Source organism: Pantoea sp. BAV 3049 (assembly GCF_009765445.1).
Lineage (GTDB): Bacteria > Pseudomonadota > Gammaproteobacteria > Enterobacterales > Enterobacteriaceae > Erwinia.
Genome location: NZ_WHOY01000031.1, coordinates 3,917,697 through 3,935,009 on the forward strand (window position 1 = coordinate 3,917,697; position 17,313 = coordinate 3,935,009).

At 57.3% G+C, this 17,313-nt stretch carries 19 protein-coding genes; 17 read left to right on the plus strand and 2 right to left on the minus strand.

Annotated features, from left to right (window positions below; translation table 11 throughout):
• Positions 1-24: 24 nt before the first annotated feature.
• The 3 genes from cysJ to cysH are packed head-to-tail and all read left to right on the plus strand — an operon-like array spanning position 25 to position 4,286.
• Positions 25-1,830, plus strand: coding sequence for an NADPH-dependent assimilatory sulfite reductase flavoprotein subunit (gene cysJ / locus GSQ70_RS19310; RefSeq protein ID WP_158784051.1), 1,806 nt, complete (start codon positions 25-27; stop codon positions 1,828-1,830).
• The gene (gene cysI / locus GSQ70_RS19315; RefSeq protein WP_158784052.1) at positions 1,830-3,542 is read left to right on the plus strand and encodes an assimilatory sulfite reductase (NADPH) hemoprotein subunit; all 1,713 of its coding nucleotides are present in this window, start codon (positions 1,830-1,832) and stop codon (positions 3,540-3,542) included. The genes cysJ and cysI overlap by 1 nt, the downstream gene beginning before the upstream one ends.
• A 12-nt stretch (positions 3,543-3,554) precedes the next feature.
• Positions 3,555-4,286 (plus strand): phosphoadenosine phosphosulfate reductase, encoded by a 732-nt coding sequence (gene cysH / locus GSQ70_RS19320; protein WP_158784053.1) that lies wholly within the window; start codon positions 3,555-3,557, stop codon positions 4,284-4,286.
• Positions 4,287-4,358: 72 nt separating this feature from the next.
• On the opposite strand, the gene GSQ70_RS19325 is transcribed toward cysH, so the two are convergent.
• Both GSQ70_RS19325 and GSQ70_RS19330 read right to left on the minus strand, forming a co-directional pair.
• Complete coding sequence (locus GSQ70_RS19325; RefSeq protein WP_158784054.1) at positions 4,359-4,643, minus strand: YciI family protein; 285 nt, start codon at positions 4,641-4,643, stop codon at positions 4,359-4,361.
• 9 nt (positions 4,644-4,652) lie between these two features.
• Positions 4,653-5,678, minus strand: coding sequence for an aminopeptidase (locus GSQ70_RS19330; protein ID WP_158784055.1), 1,026 nt, complete (start codon positions 5,676-5,678; stop codon positions 4,653-4,655).
• A gap of 255 nt (positions 5,679-5,933) precedes the next feature.
• Between GSQ70_RS19330 and cysG the strand changes: the two genes are divergently transcribed.
• The 14 genes from cysG (at position 5,934) to nlpD (ending at position 17,311) form a co-directional block, all read left to right on the plus strand.
• Entirely contained in the window at positions 5,934-7,349 is a 1,416-nt protein-coding gene (cysG, locus tag GSQ70_RS19335; protein ID WP_158784056.1) for a siroheme synthase CysG, read from the plus strand.
• A gap of 9 nt (positions 7,350-7,358) precedes the next feature.
• The gene (gene cysD, locus GSQ70_RS19340) at positions 7,359-8,267 is read left to right on the plus strand and encodes a sulfate adenylyltransferase subunit CysD (protein ID WP_158784057.1); all 909 of its coding nucleotides are present in this window, start codon (positions 7,359-7,361) and stop codon (positions 8,265-8,267) included.
• Positions 8,268-8,277: 10 nt separating this feature from the next.
• Positions 8,278-9,705, plus strand: coding sequence for a sulfate adenylyltransferase subunit CysN (cysN, locus tag GSQ70_RS19345; RefSeq protein ID WP_158784058.1), 1,428 nt, complete (start codon positions 8,278-8,280; stop codon positions 9,703-9,705).
• 1 nt (position 9,706) lies between these two features.
• A complete protein-coding gene (gene cysC, locus GSQ70_RS19350; RefSeq protein WP_158784059.1) occupies positions 9,707-10,315 on the plus strand; it encodes an adenylyl-sulfate kinase in 609 nt (202 codons plus the stop codon).
• Between the two features lie 56 nt (positions 10,316-10,371).
• Positions 10,372-10,692, plus strand: a complete 321-nt coding sequence (locus GSQ70_RS19355; protein WP_158784060.1) for a DUF3561 family protein — start codon at positions 10,372-10,374, stop codon at positions 10,690-10,692.
• 200 nt (positions 10,693-10,892) lie between these two features.
• Complete coding sequence (ftsB, locus tag GSQ70_RS19360) at positions 10,893-11,213, plus strand: cell division protein FtsB (RefSeq protein WP_158784061.1); 321 nt, start codon at positions 10,893-10,895, stop codon at positions 11,211-11,213.
• Positions 11,214-11,216: 3 nt separating this feature from the next.
• Complete coding sequence (ispD, locus tag GSQ70_RS19365) at positions 11,217-11,930, plus strand: 2-C-methyl-D-erythritol 4-phosphate cytidylyltransferase (protein ID WP_158785376.1); 714 nt, start codon at positions 11,217-11,219, stop codon at positions 11,928-11,930.
• Positions 11,930-12,409, plus strand: a complete 480-nt coding sequence (ispF, locus tag GSQ70_RS19370) for a 2-C-methyl-D-erythritol 2,4-cyclodiphosphate synthase (protein ID WP_158784062.1) — start codon at positions 11,930-11,932, stop codon at positions 12,407-12,409. Before ispD ends, ispF begins: the two co-directional genes overlap by 1 nt.
• On the plus strand, positions 12,409-13,458 hold the full coding sequence (gene truD / locus GSQ70_RS19375; RefSeq protein ID WP_158784063.1) for a tRNA pseudouridine(13) synthase TruD: 1,050 nt from the start codon (positions 12,409-12,411) through the stop codon (positions 13,456-13,458). Before ispF ends, truD begins: the two co-directional genes overlap by 1 nt.
• A gap of 320 nt (positions 13,459-13,778) precedes the next feature.
• Positions 13,779-14,027 carry a GlsB/YeaQ/YmgE family stress response membrane protein gene (locus tag GSQ70_RS19380; protein ID WP_158784064.1) on the plus strand — a complete coding sequence of 83 codons (249 nt, stop codon included), beginning with the start codon at positions 13,779-13,781 and terminating at the stop codon, positions 14,025-14,027.
• Positions 14,028-14,042: 15 nt separating this feature from the next.
• Entirely contained in the window at positions 14,043-14,423 is a 381-nt protein-coding gene (locus tag GSQ70_RS19385) for a YidB family protein (protein WP_199257283.1), read from the plus strand.
• Between the two features lie 205 nt (positions 14,424-14,628).
• Complete coding sequence (gene surE, locus GSQ70_RS19390; RefSeq protein ID WP_158784065.1) at positions 14,629-15,390, plus strand: 5'/3'-nucleotidase SurE; 762 nt, start codon at positions 14,629-14,631, stop codon at positions 15,388-15,390.
• Positions 15,384-16,010 carry a protein-L-isoaspartate(D-aspartate) O-methyltransferase gene (locus GSQ70_RS19395; protein WP_158784066.1) on the plus strand — a complete coding sequence of 209 codons (627 nt, stop codon included), beginning with the start codon at positions 15,384-15,386 and terminating at the stop codon, positions 16,008-16,010. Before surE ends, GSQ70_RS19395 begins: the two co-directional genes overlap by 7 nt.
• Before the next feature lie 152 nt (positions 16,011-16,162).
• A complete protein-coding gene (gene nlpD / locus GSQ70_RS19400; RefSeq protein ID WP_158784067.1) occupies positions 16,163-17,311 on the plus strand; it encodes a murein hydrolase activator NlpD in 1,149 nt (382 codons plus the stop codon).
• Positions 17,312-17,313: the final 2 nt, after the last annotated feature.

The following is a 17,313-nucleotide window of genomic DNA, read 5'->3' on the forward strand; positions in this document are numbered from 1 at the left end:
CCTTTAACTGGAATATTCTACGCAATGACGACTCAGGCTCCCCCAGGTTCTCTGCTTCCGCTTAATCCGGAACAACTCGCGCGCCTGCAGGCGGCGACCGGTGATTTCTCCACCACCCAGCTCGCATGGCTTTCCGGTTATTTCTGGGGCATGGTCAATCAGACTCCCGGCACCGCGGCGATCAGCGCTCCGGTTCCGGCTGATGTCCCGACGATTACGCTGCTTTCCGCTTCGCAGACCGGCAATGCCCGTCGCCTGGCCGAACAGCTGCGCGATGACCTGCTGGCCGCCAGACTGAACGTTAACCTGGTTAATGCGGGCGACTACAAGTTCAAGCAGATCGCTCAGGAAAAAATGCTGATTGTGGTCACCTCGACGCAGGGCGAAGGTGAGCCGCCGGAAGAAGCCGTGGCGCTGCACAAATACCTGATGTCGAAAAAGGCGCCGAAGCTGGATAACACCGCCTTTGCCGTCTTTGGGCTGGGTGACACCTCGTATGAATTTTTCAGCCAGGCCGGGAAAGACTTTGACGGTAAGCTGGCAGAGATGGGCGGCGAGCGCCTGCTGGATCGCGTTGATGCCGATGTGGAATACGCGGCAGAAGCCGAAAAGTGGCGCAAGCAAATCGTTGGAATCCTGAAGGCCCGGGTCCCCAGCGAATCGCCAGCCGTGGCTGCCGTTACCGCCGCCGGGACGGTCAACGAAGTGTTCAGCAGCCCGTACAGCAAGGAAGAGCCGCTGACTGCCAGCTTTGCGGTGAACCAGAAAATCACCGGCCGTGATTCCGATAAAGACGTGCGCCATATCGAAATTGATTTGGGCGACTCCGGCCTGCGCTACCAGCCGGGTGATGCGCTGGGCGTGTGGTATGAAAACGACGCGGCGCTGGTGCAGGAGCTGCTTGAGCTGTTGTGGCTGACCGGCACGGAGAGTGTGGCGATCCACGGCCAGACGCTGCCGCTGAGCGAAGCGCTGCAGAAACACTTTGAGCTGACCGTCAACACGCCACAGATTGTTGAGCAGTACGGAAAGTTGTCTCGCGATGAGAAGCTTCTGGCGCTGGTCAGCGATAAGAGCAAATTACAGCACTACGCCCAGTCGATGCCGATTGTGGATATGGTGCGTCAGGCACCGGTTGAACTGCGTGCTGAACAGCTGACGGAGCTGCTGCGCCCACTGACGCCGCGTCTCTATTCCATCGCTTCCTCGCAGGCTGAGAGCGAAACTGAAGTGCATATCACCGTCGGTGCCGTGCGCTATGAAATTGAAGGCCGTGCCCGTGCGGGCGGGGCGTCCAGCTTCCTGGCCGACCGGCTGGAAGAGGACGGTGAGATCCGCGTGTTCATTGAGCACAATGACAACTTCCGCTTACCAGCCAATCCGGAAACCCCCGTTATCATGATTGGTCCGGGCACGGGCATTGCGCCGTTCCGCGCCTTTATGCAGCAGCGTGATAACGACGGGGCAGAAGGCAAAAACTGGTTGTTCTTTGGCAACCCGCACTTTACCGAGGACTTCCTTTATCAGGTGGAGTGGCAGCGCTACGTGAAGGATGGCTTGCTGACCAATATCGACCTCGCCTGGTCGCGCGATCAGCAGCACAAAGTTTACGTGCAGGATAAAATCCGCGCCAAAGGAGCCGAAGTGTGGCGCTGGATCGAGCAGGGCGCACACCTTTATGTCTGTGGTGATGCCAACCGCATGGCGAAGGACGTGGAGCAGGCGCTGCTGGAAGTAGTGGCGGAGCACGGCGGGATGGATCTGGAAACCGCCGACGAATTTTTAAGTGAGCTGCGCATCGAGCGCCGTTATCAGCGAGACGTTTACTAATGAATGAAAAACACCCTGGACCGCTGGTGGTTGAAGGCAAACTGACCGATGCCGAGCGCCTGAAAAAAGAGAGCAACTACCTGCGTGGCACCATCGCCGAAAATTTGCAGGACGGCCTGACCGGTGGCTTCACCGGCGATAACTTCCTGCTGATCCGTTTTCACGGCATGTACCAGCAGGACGACCGTGACATTCGTGCCGAGCGAGCGGAGCAGAAGCTGGAGCCGCGCCACGCGATGATGCTGCGTTGCCGTCTGCCGGGCGGGATCATCACGCCGAAGCAGTGGCTGGGCATCGACAAGTTCGCTGAAGAGAACACCATCTATGGCAGCATCCGTCTGACTAACCGCCAGACCTTCCAGTTCCACGGCATCCTGAAGGGCAACGTCAAACCTGCGCACCAGATGCTGAGCGAAGTGGGGCTGGATTCGCTGGCTACCGCCAACGATGTGAACCGTAACGTGCTGTGTAGCTCCAATCCGGTGGAGTCTGAGCTGCATCAGGAAGCTTACGAGTGGGCGAAGAAGCTTTCCGAGCATCTGCTGCCACAAACCCGCGCCTATGCGGAAATCTGGCTGGATAAGGAAAAGGTCGCGACCACCGATAAAGAGCCGATCCTCGGCGAAACTTATCTGCCGCGTAAGTTCAAAACCACCGTGGTGGTGCCGCCGCATAACGATGTGGATCTGCACGCCAACGACCTGAACTTCATTGCGATTGCCGAGAAGGGCAAGCTGATCGGCTTCAACCTGCTGGTGGGCGGCGGCCTGTCTATCGATCACGGTAATAAAGCCACCTACGCCCGTACCGCCAGCGAGTTCGGCTATCTGCCGGTGGATAAAATTCTGGACGTGGCAGAAGCGGTGGTTACCACTCAGCGCGACTGGGGTAACCGTACCGACCGTAAAAACGCCAAAACCAAATACACCCTGGAGCGCGTGGGCGTGGACACCTTTAAAGAGGAAGTCGAGCGTCGCGCCGGGATCAAACTTGAACCGATCCGTCCTTATGAATTCACCACCCGTGGCGACCGCTTCGGCTGGGTAAAAGGCATCGATAATCAATGGCACCTGACGCTGTTTATTGAAAACGGTCGTCTGCTGGATTATCCGGGCCGCCCGCTGAAAACCGGGATTGCGGAAATCGCCAAAGTGCATAAAGGCGACTTCCGCCTGACCGCCAATCAGAACCTGATTGTGGCTGGCGTGCCGGCAGCGGATAAAGCAAAAATCGAGCAGCTTGCCCGTGAGCATGGGCTGATGGAGAGCGTCACCGCCCAGCGTGAAAACTCGATGGCCTGCGTGGCGTTTCCGACCTGCCCGCTGGCGATGGCCGAAGCCGAGCGCTTCCTGCCGGAATTCGTCACCCGCGTGGAAGGCATCATGACTGCACACGGCGTGGGTGATGAGCACATCGTGCTGCGCGTGACCGGCTGCCCGAACGGCTGTGGTCGTGCACTGCTGGCCGAAATTGGCCTGGTGGGCAAGGCGCCGGGCCGCTACAACCTGCATTTGGGGGGTAACCGCATCGGCACGCGCATCCCGCGCATGTACCGTGAAAACATCACCGAAGACGAAATTTTGTCTACCCTTGATGAATTAATGGGCCGCTGGGCCACAGAACGCGAAGCCGGTGAAGGCTTTGGCGATTTCACCATCCGCACTGGCGTGGTGAAACCGGTTCTTGACCCGGCCCGCGATTTTTGGGAATGACGGAGGCTTGATATGGCTGTACTCGATCTCTCAGCACTGAATGATTTACCGAAAGTTGAGCGCGTGATGGCGCTGGCGGAAATCAATACGAATCTGGAAAAACTCTCCGCAGAAGAGCGCGTGATTTGGGCGCTGGAAAACCTGCCCGGCGAAGCGGTGCTCTCTTCCAGCTTTGGGATCCAGGCTGCAGTGAGCCTGCATCTGGTGACGCGGGCGAAGCCGGATATTCCGGTGATCCTCACGGACACTGGCTATCTGTTCCCGGAAACCTACCAGTTTATTGATGAGCTGACAGACAAACTCGGCCTGAATCTGAAGGTGTTCCGCGCTGAGCAGAGTGCCGCCTGGCAGGAAGCGCGCTACGGCAAACTTTGGGAGCAGGGCGTGGAAGGGATCGAGCGCTACAACCTGATCAATAAGGTAGAGCCGATGAACCGGGCGCTGGAAACGCTGAACGGCCAGACCTGGTTCGCCGGTCTGCGCCGTGACCAGTCCAGCAGCCGCGCCAGTCTGCCGGTGCTGGCTATCCAGCGTGGCGTGTTCAAGGTGCTGCCGATTATCGACTGGGATAACAAGCAGGTTTACAGCTACCTCAAAGAACACGGCCTGGGTTATCACCCGCTGTGGGATCAGGGATATCTGTCAGTGGGCGATACGCACACCACGCGCAAATGGGAACCGGGGATGGCGGAAGAGGAAACCCGCTTCTTTGGCCTGAAGCGCGAGTGTGGGCTGCACGAGTAATCAGCTGCCGTTCTTTCAAATGGCTCTGCACTCACGGCGTAGGCTCCAGACTGGCAGCCTGCGCCCTTTCTTCTATTCCCCGACCAACCCCGCGAACTCATCCGCTGCACGGGTCACATTCACCTTCGTTACCTCATAGTCGGCCACGGCCTGGAAGGCGTCTTCCGCCAGAATGGTGTTCAGCCGCTCGCGATCGATATCCGCAGCAATGATCAGACCGCCGGTGCGCGGATCCTTACGGCCAGCGGCAATAAATACTCCGGCATCGAAATACTTATCCAGCCATGTAAGATGCGCGTCCAGCACGGCTTCAACTTCTTCCAGCGGGCGAGTGTAGTTCAGGCTGACGATGTACATTGCGACTCCTTAAGACGTTATTTTTGGGTTTGCCAGATCAGCGATCAGCGGCAGAAGAATTTTTACGCTGTTGTGCATACGCTGGCTGATGCGCCCCGGTAGCCAGCGATCCAGCCAGGCAAGGTTATCCAGCGCGGCCTGGTGGCGGGTGGTACCCTGCGGGAAGTGTCGGCTGATAGCGCGCTGCTGCTGGCCATCTTTCCCGCCCAGCTCCCAGTCGGTGGCACGTACGCTCAGCAACGGGAAACCGGCCTTATCGAACAGGTCCACTGCCGGTTCAGTCCTGACGGCTTTACCCCGGCTGGCCGTTGGGATGCCGCTGGCCCGGGCGATAGCCAGTGCCCTGTCGCGGGTCTGCCGTGCCACGGGTTCTGGCGTGTTAGCCCCGCTGTCGAAATAAAGTTTATTCCCCACCACCAGGCTGTCCAGTTTGATCACCAGCAGAGTATTCTTTTTCTCCTCCGGCTTCATTCGTGCGAGGTAGTCTTCCTCGCCACGCTGGCCCAGCTCCTCGCCGCTCAGCGCGACAAAGCGCAGGCTGTAATGCAGGGGCACTTTGCTCAGCCGCTGCGCCAGTTCCAGCATCACGCCCAGCCCGGAGGCGTTGTCGTCGGCTCCCTGCAGCGTCAGGCCGCCCAGGTTCTTCTGGCGATCGCTGTCGCTCTGCGGCAGCCAGGTATCCGAGTGGGTAATAATGATGATTTGCTGTGGAACCGCTCCGGTTCTCGCCGCCACCACGCTGGTTGCGGTCACCGTGTGTGGCGTAAGGTGACCATTCTGTGACTTATAGTGATAGTGGGCGGTAAAGTCTCTTTTATTGCTGTCAAAACCCAGCTGCTGAAACTGCTGTTGCAGATAGTCCGCGGTCAGCATCTCAGCCGGGCTGCCAGCCATCCGGCCGGGAAAATAGGTGGCGATATGCCGCAGCTGCTGCTCGGCATAGTGACCCTCGGCCACGGTTGCCGCGTGCAGAGGGAAAAGGGCACCGCAGGAGAGCAACGCAGCCAGCGCGCTCAGGCGGAGTCGGGAAAACATGTAGCGTCCTTAGTCGTCATCCTGTGACGAGCCTGCGAAATATTTTTGCTGCACCAGTATGAAAGTGTGACCGCCATTGCACAATTTCAATCTCTCTGAAATGGCCGCAATATCATCCGTTAAGCACATTTTGTCCTTAGCATTGCCAGGGCGTTATTCCATTCAGTAACTACTCATTCCAATTAGTAATTTCATAACCCTTAAGCCCGGGCCGTATAGTCTCGTTAACTTTTTGTTATTAGCGACCAGACAGACGTGGACTATCTCCCGATTTTTGCAGACATCCGAAACAAACCGGTGCTGATCGTTGGCGGCGGTGATGTCGCTGCGCGCAAAATTGACCTCCTGCGTCGCGCGGGTGCCCACGTGTTGATTGTGGCCCGGGAACTTTGCGCAGAACTGTCGCGGCTAGAAAGCAGCGGCTCCGTTGAGTGGTTCGCGCAGGAATACCAGAGCAGCCAGCTGGACAGGGTGTATCTGGTGATTGCCGCTACTGATGACAGCGAGCTGAATGGCCGGGTGTTCAGCGATGCCAGCGAGCGCCGCCTGTTAGCTAACGTGGTGGATGACCAGCCGAAGTGCTCCTTTATCTTCCCGTCGATTGTCGATCGTTCTCCACTGGTGGTGGCTATCTCTTCCAGCGGTACCGCACCGGTTCTGGCCCGACTGCTGCGCGAAAAGCTGGAAGCGCTGCTGCCGGGAAATCTCGGACAGATGGCGGAAATTGCCGGTCAGTGGCGGGACAAGGTTAAACAACGTTTCGACAAAATGTCCGAACGCCGTCGCTTCTGGGAAACCGCCTTTAACGGCCTGTTTGCCAGCCAGGTCGCTTCCGGCAACGTTTCCGGCGCGAAACAGACGCTGGACCAGCAGCTGTCAGATCCGGAAGCCAGCCAGGGTGAAATCATCCTGGTCGGTGCCGGCCCTGGCGATGCCGGACTGCTGACGCTGCGCGGTCTGCAGGTGATGCAGCAGGCCGATGTGGTGCTGTATGACCATCTGGTCAGCGACGAAATCCTTGATTTGGTTCGCCGCGATGCCGATCGCATCTGCGTCGGTAAACGTGCCAATGCCCATACTGTGCCGCAGGAAGAGACGAACCGCCTGCTGATCGAACTGGCGTTAAAGGGCAAACGAGTGGTGCGCCTGAAGGGCGGCGATCCGTTTATCTTTGGGCGCGGTGGAGAAGAGTTACAGGCTGCGGTGGAGGCCGGCATTCCCTTCCAGGTGGTGCCGGGCGTGACGGCGGCTGCAGGCGCAACGGCCTATGCCGGGATCCCCTTAACTCACCGCGACCATGCGCAAAGCGCGCTGTTTATTACCGGTCACTGCCGCGCCGATGGCGAAGGTATGGACTGGCCGTCACTGGCCCGTGCCCGGCAGACGCTGGCTATTTATATGGGTACGGTGAAAGCGGCAGAGATCTCCGCCCAACTGATTGCCCATGGCCGCGACGCTCAGACGCCGGTTGCGGTAATTGGTCGTGGAACACGTCAGGATCAGCAGGTGTTGATTGGGACACTGGAAGAATTAGAAGCACTCGCGCAACGCGCGCCAACGCCAGCCCTGTTAGTGATTGGGGAAGTGGTTAACCTGCATCAGCAACTGGCGTGGTTTCAACATTCAGCGCAGCAGGCCGGACGTGAGTCCGCCGTTGTGAATTTGGCTTGAGGAAAAGTTATGGATCAAAAACGACTCACCCACCTGCGTCAACTGGAAGCGGAAAGTATCCATATCATCCGTGAAGTGGCGGCAGAATTCGGCAACCCGGTAATGATGTACTCCATCGGGAAGGACTCTTCAGTGATGCTGCACCTGGCGCGTAAGGCGTTCTATCCCGGCACGCTGCCGTTCCCGCTGCTGCATGTGGACACCGGCTGGAAATTCAAAGAGATGTACGAGTTCCGCGACCGTACAGTGAAAGAGATCGGGGCTGAGCTGCTGGTGCACCGCAATCCGGAAGGCGTGGCAATGGGCATCAACCCGTTCGTCCACGGCAGCGCCAAGCACACTGACATTATGAAAACCGAAGGCCTCAAGCAGGCGCTGAACAAGTATGGCTTTGATGCCGCGTTCGGCGGTGCCCGGCGCGATGAAGAGAAGTCCCGCGCCAAAGAGCGTATCTACTCCTTCCGCGACCGTTTCCACCGCTGGGACCCGAAAAACCAGCGTCCTGAGCTGTGGCACAACTACAACGGCCAGATCAACAAGGGTGAAAGCATTCGCGTGTTCCCGCTCTCCAACTGGACCGAGCTGGATATCTGGCAGTACATCTTCCTGGAAAACATCGACATCGTTCCGCTGTATCTGGCTGCACCGCGCCCGGTTCTGGAGCGTGATGGCATGCTGATGATGATCGATGACGATCGGATTAATTTACAACCTGGCGAAGAGATCAAGCAGCGTATGGTGCGTTTCCGTACCCTTGGCTGCTGGCCGCTGACCGGCGCGGTGGATTCTGAGGCGCAGACGCTGCCGGAGATCATTGAAGAGATGCTGGTTTCCACCACCAGTGAACGTCAGGGCCGCGTGATTGACCGCGATCAGTCCGGCTCGATGGAGCTGAAAAAACGCCAGGGTTATTTCTGAGGAGCCAGTTATGAATACCGTCATTGCACAACAAATTGCCGACCAGGGCGGCGTGGAAGCCTGGCTGCACGCTCAGCAACACAAAAGTCTGCTGCGTTTTCTCACCTGCGGCAGCGTCGACGATGGCAAGAGCACGCTGATTGGCCGCCTGCTGCACGACACACGCCAGATTTATGAAGATCAGCTCTCTTCGCTGCATAACGACAGCAAACGTCACGGCACCCAGGGCGAGAAGCTGGACCTGGCGCTGCTGGTGGATGGCCTGCAGGCTGAGCGCGAGCAGGGCATTACCATTGATGTGGCCTATCGTTATTTCTCCACCGAGAAGCGTAAGTTCATCATTGCCGACACGCCGGGACATGAGCAGTACACCCGTAACATGGCGACCGGCGCTTCTACCTGCGACCTGGCCATCCTGCTGATCGATGCCCGTAAAGGCGTGCTGGATCAGACCCGCCGTCACAGCTTTATCTCCACGCTGCTGGGCATCAGGCATCTGGTTGTCGCGGTGAACAAGATGGATCTGGTGGAATACAGCGAAGAGCGTTTTGAGCAGATTAAGCAGGACTATCTCGATTTCGCCAATCAGCTGCCCACCGATCTGGATATCCGCTTTGTGCCGCTTTCCGCGCTGGAAGGCGAAAACGTTGCCAACCCAGGCGAGGCGATGGGCTGGTACAGCGGCCCGACCCTGCTGGACGTGCTGGAAACGGTGGAAGTGAAGCGCGTGGTAGAACAGCAGCCAATGCGCTTCCCGGTGCAGTATGTCAACCGTCCTAACCTGGATTTCCGGGGTTATGCCGGGACGCTGGCTTCCGGTTCGGTACATGTCGGACAGCGCGTGAAAGTACTGCCCTCCGGCGTGGAGTCATCCATTGCCCGTATCGTGACCTTCGACGGTGACCTGCAGGAAGCCCAGGCCGGTGAAGCGATTACTCTGGTGCTGAAAGACGAAATTGATATCAGCCGTGGCGATCTGCTGGTTGAAGCCGGTGCCCAGCTGAAGCCGGTTCAGGCCGCCAGCGTTGACGTGGTCTGGATGGCGGAACAGCCGCTGTCGCCTGGCCAGAGCTTCGACATCAAAATCGCCGGCAAGAAAACCCGCGCCCGCGTGGAAAACATTCAGTATCAGGTGGAGATCAACAGCCTGACGCAACGCACGGTGGAAAGTCTGCCGCTGAACGGCATTGGCCTGGTGGACCTGACCTTTGACGAACCGATGGTGCTGGACAAATATCAGCAGAATCCGGTCACCGGCGGGATGATCTTCATCGATCGCCTGACCAATGTCACCGTGGGTGCCGGAATGATCCGCGAGCCGCAGGAAGATGGGGTGCAGGACAGCGGCAACGTCAGTGCCTTTGAGCTGGAACTGAACGCGCTGGTGCGTCGTCACTTCCCACACTGGGGTGCACGCGATCTGTCAGGCGGTAAGTAATATGGCAGCCTCACACGATGAAAATGTTGTCTGGCATTCGCACGCGGTAACACGTGCGGAGCGCGAGCGGCAGCACGGCCATCAGGGCGTGCTGCTGTGGTTTACCGGGCTGTCCGGCTCGGGAAAATCCACTGTTGCAGGCGCGCTGGAACAGGCGCTGCATCAGCTTGGCGTCAGCACCTACCTGCTGGATGGTGACAATGTGCGTCACGGGCTGTGCCGCGATCTGGGCTTCAGCGATGAAGACCGTAAAGAGAACATCCGCCGGGTCGGCGAGGTTGCCAGGCTGATGGTCGATGCCGGTCTGGTGGTGCTGAGCGCATTTATCTCCCCACACCGTGCCGAGCGCCAGATGGTGCGGGATATGTTGGGAGAAGGGCGCTTTATCGAGGTCTTTGTTGATACCCCGCTGGCTATTTGTGAGCAACGTGATCCGAAAGGGTTATACAAGAAAGCCCGTGCCGGGGAGCTGCGCAATTTCACCGGCATCGACTCGGTTTATGAAGCGCCGGTGGAGCCAGAAATTCACCTTAATGGTGAACAATTGGTAACAAAATTGCTGGTTCAAGTGTTAGATCTGCTGCGCGAGCGCGATATTATCAACTCCTGAGATAGCCACGGCAAAACGCCTCAGAGCGGGCCGTATTTCGCGTCAACAGGATACTTATGCATAACGTTACGCCCATGCTGGCCCGCAAAGAAGATCGCGACCAGGAAGAGATTTCCTGGTCGTTCCCCGGTGGGGTGGTCGGCTTTGCCTCCTACTGGTTCGCCCTGGCGATCCCGTTCATTCTGTACGGCTCCAACACGCTGTTTTTCTTCCTCTATACGTGGCCTTTCTTTCTGGCGCTGCTGCCTGTCTCGGTGCTGATCGGTATCGCGGTCAGCGTGCTGTTACGCGGTCATCTGATCTGGACGCTGCTGCTCACTGCGGTGGTGGTGGTCACTGTTTTCTGGCTGTTATTCACCCTTTTAAGTGGATGGTAAGCGGCTGGTTGTCAAAATACGGCCGCCCGTGCGGCAAAATCTGATGTCCGAATCCCCACTGCGGTTACAAAATTTTGCCTGAGATCCGCTCTCAGGTCTGGAGATTGTTCACCAATTCGCCAATCTGCGGCTATTTCGCCGGTAAAGTGGAGTCGGATGGAAAGTTATGGGATGATTGAGCCGTTTTTCAGGGGGCGGGGATGGGAAAACTGACGCTGCTGTTACTTGCTTTACTTTGCTGGCTGCAATATTCGCTCTGGCTGGGCAAGAACGGCTTACATGACTATACGCGCGTTAATGACGATGTTGCGGTGCAACAGGCCAGTAACGCCAAGCTAAAAGCGCGAAACGATCAGCTGTTTGCAGAAATCGACGACCTTAACGGCGGTTCTGAGGCAATTGAGGAACGCGCACGCAACGAGCTGGGGATGATCAAACCCGGTGAGACCTTCTATCGCCTTGTGCCGGATCAGAACAAACGAAACGCGCAGCAGGGTAATCCGAATATTCAGCAACGATAATTGATGAACAAAACTGGTATACCGGACATTATTGCCGTGGTGCCCGCCGCGGGAATTGGCAGCCGGATGCAGTCCGGGTGCCCCAAGCAGTATCTCGCCATTAATGGTAAAACCATTCTGGAACACTCGCTCGACAGCCTGCTGGCCCATCCGGCCATCAGCCGCATTATTGTCGCCATCAGCCCTGCCGATCCCTGGTTTACTGCACTGCCCATTGCGGCCGATCCTCGTATTACGGTGGTGAAAGGCGGCAAAGAGCGGGCCGATTCCGTGCTGGCTGGACTGCAGGCCGCTACTGCCGCGCACTGGGTGCTGGTGCATGATGCTGCCCGTCCTTGCCTGCACCCTGATGACTTAACGCGCTTGCTGGCGATCACCGCTACCAGTCGCGTGGGCGGGATCCTCGCCGCGCCGGTCCGCGACACGATGAAGCGCGCCGAGGCTGGCAAACAGGCCATCGCGCATACGGTAGACCGCGAGGCGCTGTGGCACGCGCTGACTCCGCAGCTGTTTCCGCTGGTGCTGCTGCGCGACTGCCTGCACCGGGCGTTGCAGGAGGGGGCTACAATTACCGATGAGGCCTCTGCCCTTGAACACTGTGGCTACCATCCGGAACTGGTGGTCGGTCGCAGCGACAATATCAAGGTGACGCGGCCGGAAGATCTGGCGCTGGCGGCGTTTTACCTGATTCAACGACATAATAAGGAGAGCGCATAATGCGTATCGGCCACGGTTTTGATGTTCATGCCTTTGGCGGCGAAGGTCCGCTGATTATTGGTGGCGTGCGAATTCCTTATGAAAAAGGCCTGCTGGCCCATTCCGATGGCGATGTGGCGCTGCATGCGCTGACTGATGCGCTGCTTGGCGCAGCGGCATTGGGTGATATCGGTAAACTTTTTCCGGACACTGACGATGCTTATAAAGGGGCAGACAGCCGCGTACTGCTGCGTGAAGCACTGCGACAGATTGAAAAGAAAGGCTACCGCGTGGGCAACGTCGACGTCACCATTATTGCTCAGGCCCCGAAAATGCTGCCGCACGCCCCGCAGATGCGCATTAACATCGCGGAAGACCTGGAGATTCACATGGACGAGGTTAACGTCAAAGCCACCACCACCGAGAAGCTGGGCTTCACCGGGCGTGGCGAAGGCATTGCCTGTGAAGCCGTCGCGCTGCTGTTTAAGGCGGAAAAGTGATGGGACTGGCCGATCTGAGCTGGCTGCACGGGCAGCCCACCGCCACCGGCGTGGTGAAGGCGAACCCGGAAGATTTTATTGTTATTGAAGATCTTGGCTACCGGCCAGACGGTGACGGCGAACAGCTGCTGGTGCGCATCCGCAAAAACGGCTGCAACACCCGTTTTGTGGCCGAAGCGCTGGCGAAATTTGCCGGTATCCATCCTCGTGATGTCAGCTTTGCCGGGATGAAAGACCGCCACGCGGTGACCGAACAGTGGTTTTGCCTGCGCATTCCGGGCAAAGAGACACCGGACCTGTCCGCATTTCAGCTGGAAGGCTGCGAAGTGCTGGAGAGCGCCCGCCACCGCCGTAAATTGCGGACCGGCGCACTGCAGGGCAATGCGTTCACGCTTATTCTGCGTCAGATCTCCGATCGCGATGCGGTGGAGCAGCGTCTGCAGCAGATCGCTGCAGCGGGTGTACCCAACTATTTCGGCGTCCAGCGCTTCGGGCATAACGGCAATAATCTGCTGATGGCTCAGCGCTGGGCGTCAGATGAGATCCGCGTGCGCGAACGTAATAAGCACAGCTTCCTGCTCTCGGCGGCCCGCAGTGCGTTGTTTAATCAGGTGGCGAGCGACCGTCTGTCGCAGCAGGGTTCTCTGAAAGAGGTGTTGGCCGGAGATGCGCTGCAGCTTACCGGGCGCGGTAGCTGGTTTGTGGCCGAAGAGCCTGAGCTTGAGTCACTGCAGGACCGTGTGAACAACAATGAACTGCGTGTGACCGCTCCGCTTCCCGGAAGCGGAGCCTGGGGAACTCAGGGCGCGGCACTGGCGTTTGAGCAGCAGAGCCTGGCAGATAACAGCATGCTGATTGGCCTGCTGGAACGCGAACGGGTTGAAGCTGCCCGTCGGGCCATGCTGGTGGTGCCGCGCGATCTGCGCTGGAGCTGGTGGGATGACGTCACCGTCGAGCTGAACTTCTGGCTTCCTGCTGGCAGCTTTGCCACCAGCGTGGTGCGCGAGATAGTCCAACAGCCCCAAGGCGAAACCGACGTGGACGAATAAAATGCTGTTACCCCGCTCAGCTGCTGAGCGGGATGCCTTCCCTGAAACGCTTCTCTGTTTCTTACATAAATTCAAACTCCCCTCCTGAATTACCGCTATCTGGATCCTGTTTTAGGATGGATGTTTTTTATTTGTTATAAATTCCCTCCCGACAAAATAAATAAAATCTTAAATTTATTCTGTTGTCACACTATTTATTTTCTATTTTATTCATCTGCATTACAGTGCGCCGCCGGAACAGAAGGTTATTGTTAAAATATTACGTGCGCTGTTATCAGCCGGGTTAACAACACGTCGGATGAAAAAAAAGAGGCAGGATAATGGGTATTCTCTCGTGGATTGTTTTTGGTTTTATTGCCGGTATTCTGGCGAAATGGATCATGCCGGGAAAAGGGGAGGAAGGCTTTATCATGACGGTAGTTGTGGGGATCGCCGGTGCGCTGATTGGTGGTTTCATCAGCACCCGCATGGGGCTGGGCAGCATTACCGGTTTTGATTTCCGCAGTTTTGGTATTGCCGTGGTTGGCGCATTGATTGTGATCTTTATTCATCGCAAAATTAAAAGTTAAGGGATTAAGATTATTATGGGAATTTTTGGCGATTTAGTGGGTGAGGTATTAACCGGTGGCGGTCAGAAAGCTGACGAAATAACTTCGGTGATGAGTTGGGTGAATCAGCAGGGCGGTTTACCGACCATTCTGGCTAAATTACAGCAGGGGGAAGTGGGTGAGGTGGTGAAATCCTGGCTCAGCTCCGGCGATAACCTGCATCTGAGTGGCGAACTGGTGACTCAGGCGCTGGGCAGTGAATCCGTTAGCCAGCTGGCGGATAAACTGGGTATCGATCTCTCCCAGGCTGCGGGTCTGCTGGCGAAGTATCTGCCGCTGCTGACCGACAAGGCTTCACCTGATGGCGAGCTGCAGCAGGACGCGCTGTCCGGCATGCTGGGCAAACTCCTCGGGTAATTCCTTCCGCCTCCGGTACTGCCGGAGGCACGCTCTTCATTTCTTGCTTCTACCACTGATCGCCGCCACGCGATAGAATGCCCTCAGTCGCCCTGCGGAATATCCCTGTTTTGCCCCACCGCCGTGAGTTCCCCGGCCGGGCGGCAGGAACCGTCAAGGCGTGTTATGATAGATACCAGATTGAAATCAAGAGGTTGAAGCTTAGATGCGAATATTGCTGAGTAACGATGACGGCATTCATGCGCCGGGCATTCAGGTGCTGGCTGAGGCGTTGCGCGAATTTGCTGAGGTGCAGGTCGTGGCTCCCGATCGCAATCGCAGCGGCGCATCCAACTCACTGACGCTGGAAACGCCCCTTCGCACCTTCAGCTATCCCAATGGCGATATCGCCGTGCAGATGGGGACACCGACCGATTGTGTCTATCTCGGGGTGAACGCCCTGATGCATCCGAAACCGGATATCGTGGTCTCCGGCATCAATGCCGGGCCAAACCTGGGCGATGACGTGATTTACTCCGGCACCGTAGCGGCCGCGATGGAAGGGCGTCACCTCGGGTTACCCGCTCTGGCCGTCTCTCTGGATGGTCATCAGCATTATGATACCGCCGCCGCGGTGACCTGCTCAATTTTGCGTGCGCTACTGCGTGAGCCGCTTCGCACCGGGCGCATTCTTAATATCAATGTTCCCGATTTGCCGCTTTCTGAAATCAAAGGTATCCGCGTGACCCGCTGCGGCAGCCGCCATCCAAGCGATCAGGTGATCCCGCAGAAGGATCCCCGGGGCAATACGATGTACTGGATTGGACCTCCGGGCGAGAAATTTGATTCGGGGCAGGGCACTGATTTTGCCGCCGTCGATGAAGGGTATGTTTCGGTCACCGCGCTGCATGTGGACTTAACCGCCCACGGAGCCCAGGACGTGGTGGCTGACTGGCTGGAGAACGCGGAGGTCAGCCGCGAATGGTGATCCGGCGCATTGATACGCTTCTGGCGCAGCTGCGCCAGCAGGGCATTGACGACGAGCGGCTGCTGAAAGCGATTGAGGATGTGCCGCGGGAGCGTTTTGTCGACGAAGCGTTTGAGCATAAAGCCTGGGAGAACACGGCGCTGCCCATCGGCTCCGGTCAGACCATTTCGCAACCCTATATGGTGGCAAAAATGACCTCTCTGCTGGGGTTAACGCCGATCTCCAGAGTGCTGGAGATCGGCACCGGTTCGGGCTATCAGACCGCCATCCTGGCTCACCTCGTGGAACACGTCTATTCTGTTGAGCGGATCAAAGGATTACAGTGGCAGGCCAAGCGCCGCCTGAAGCAGCTCGATCTGCACAACGTCTCCACCCGCCATGGTGATGGCTGGCAGGGCTGGCCAGCCCGCGGGCCTTTTGATGCGATTATCGTCACGGCTGCTCCGCCGGAAATCCCGGTTGAACTGATGTCCCAGCTGGACGAAGGTGGGATCCTGGTATTGCCGGTGGGAGAAGAACTGCAGCAGCTGAAGCGGATTACCCGCAAAGCGGGAGAGTTTGTGGTTGAGACCATTGAACAGGTTCGCTTTGTGCCGCTGGTGAAGGGCGATCTGGCCTGACAGCCGTACGCAATTGTATACATCTGCGAATTGGCACGCGGACAGCGATATTGTTACTATCTCATAAATTTAGATTTTATTACTGCCGGTGCCGGGCTTTGGGCCATGAGCATCCGGCAGTTGACACTGTTTTGCCGTAACGGGGGATATAAATGAGCACGGGAAGCCCAGGATTTAAATTGCGCCGTATTGCGGCCGTTTCACTTGTCGGTTTTTGGTTGGCTGGCTGTTCCAGCGATAACACACAAGCCCCTATCAGCTCCGTTGGCGGCGGCAATGACTCCGGCATGAGCAGCAGTTCCGGCAATTCAGGCATGCTGAACAATTCCGGTGCCAGCAGCAATGCCGGTAACGGCAGCGGCGGTCTGATCAGTCCTCCCCGCTCTATCGAAGCTAACCAGCCCGGCACCATTAACTCTCCGGTAACAGCTCCGACGGCCAGCGCTGAAAACAGCAACGTTGTAACCCAAAATGGGCACATAGTTTACAATCGCTCGTATGGGAATATTCCTAAAGGAAGCTACAGCGGACAGACTTATACCGTCAAACACGGCGATACTTTGTTCTATATTGCGTGGATTACCGGCAATGATTTCCGCGATTTAGCTCAGCGAAATAACGTGCCTGCGCCGTACAGCCTTAACGTGGGCCAGCAGTTGCAGGTTAGTAACAGCTCCGGTCAAACTTTAACCGGCGGCAATGCTATCACGGCAGCGGACGATCAGGCTGGCGGCGTGGTGGCTAAGACAACTACTGGAACGATTAAAGGCGCAACGGTTGCACAACAGCCAGTTATTACGTATTCTGAGGATTCAGGTGAACCAAGTGAGGGTAAAATGTTACCTTCATCCGGCACAAATACTGTTGCAACGACAACAGCGCCGGTTACCGCTCCGACCGTCAGCAGCACAACTAACAGCACTACCCCAGTGGGAAGTTGGCGTTGGCCTACCGACGGTAAGATCATTGATAACTTCTCTGCTTCCGAAGGGGGCAACAAAGGTATCGATATCGCGGGATCGCGAGGACAACCCGTCGTCTCAACCGCCTCAGGGCGCGTTGTGTATGCCGGTAATGCTCTGCGCGGTTACGGTAATCTGATAATCATCAAACATAATGATGATTACCTGAGTGCATATGCCCATAACGATACAATGCTGGTCCGCGAGCAGCAGGAAGTTAAAGCGGGTCAGAAGATTGCGACCATGGGCAGTACCGGTACCAGTACGGTTAGATTGCATTTTGAAATTCGTTACAAGGGGAAATCCGTAAACCCGTTGCGTTATTTGCCGCAGCGATAAAC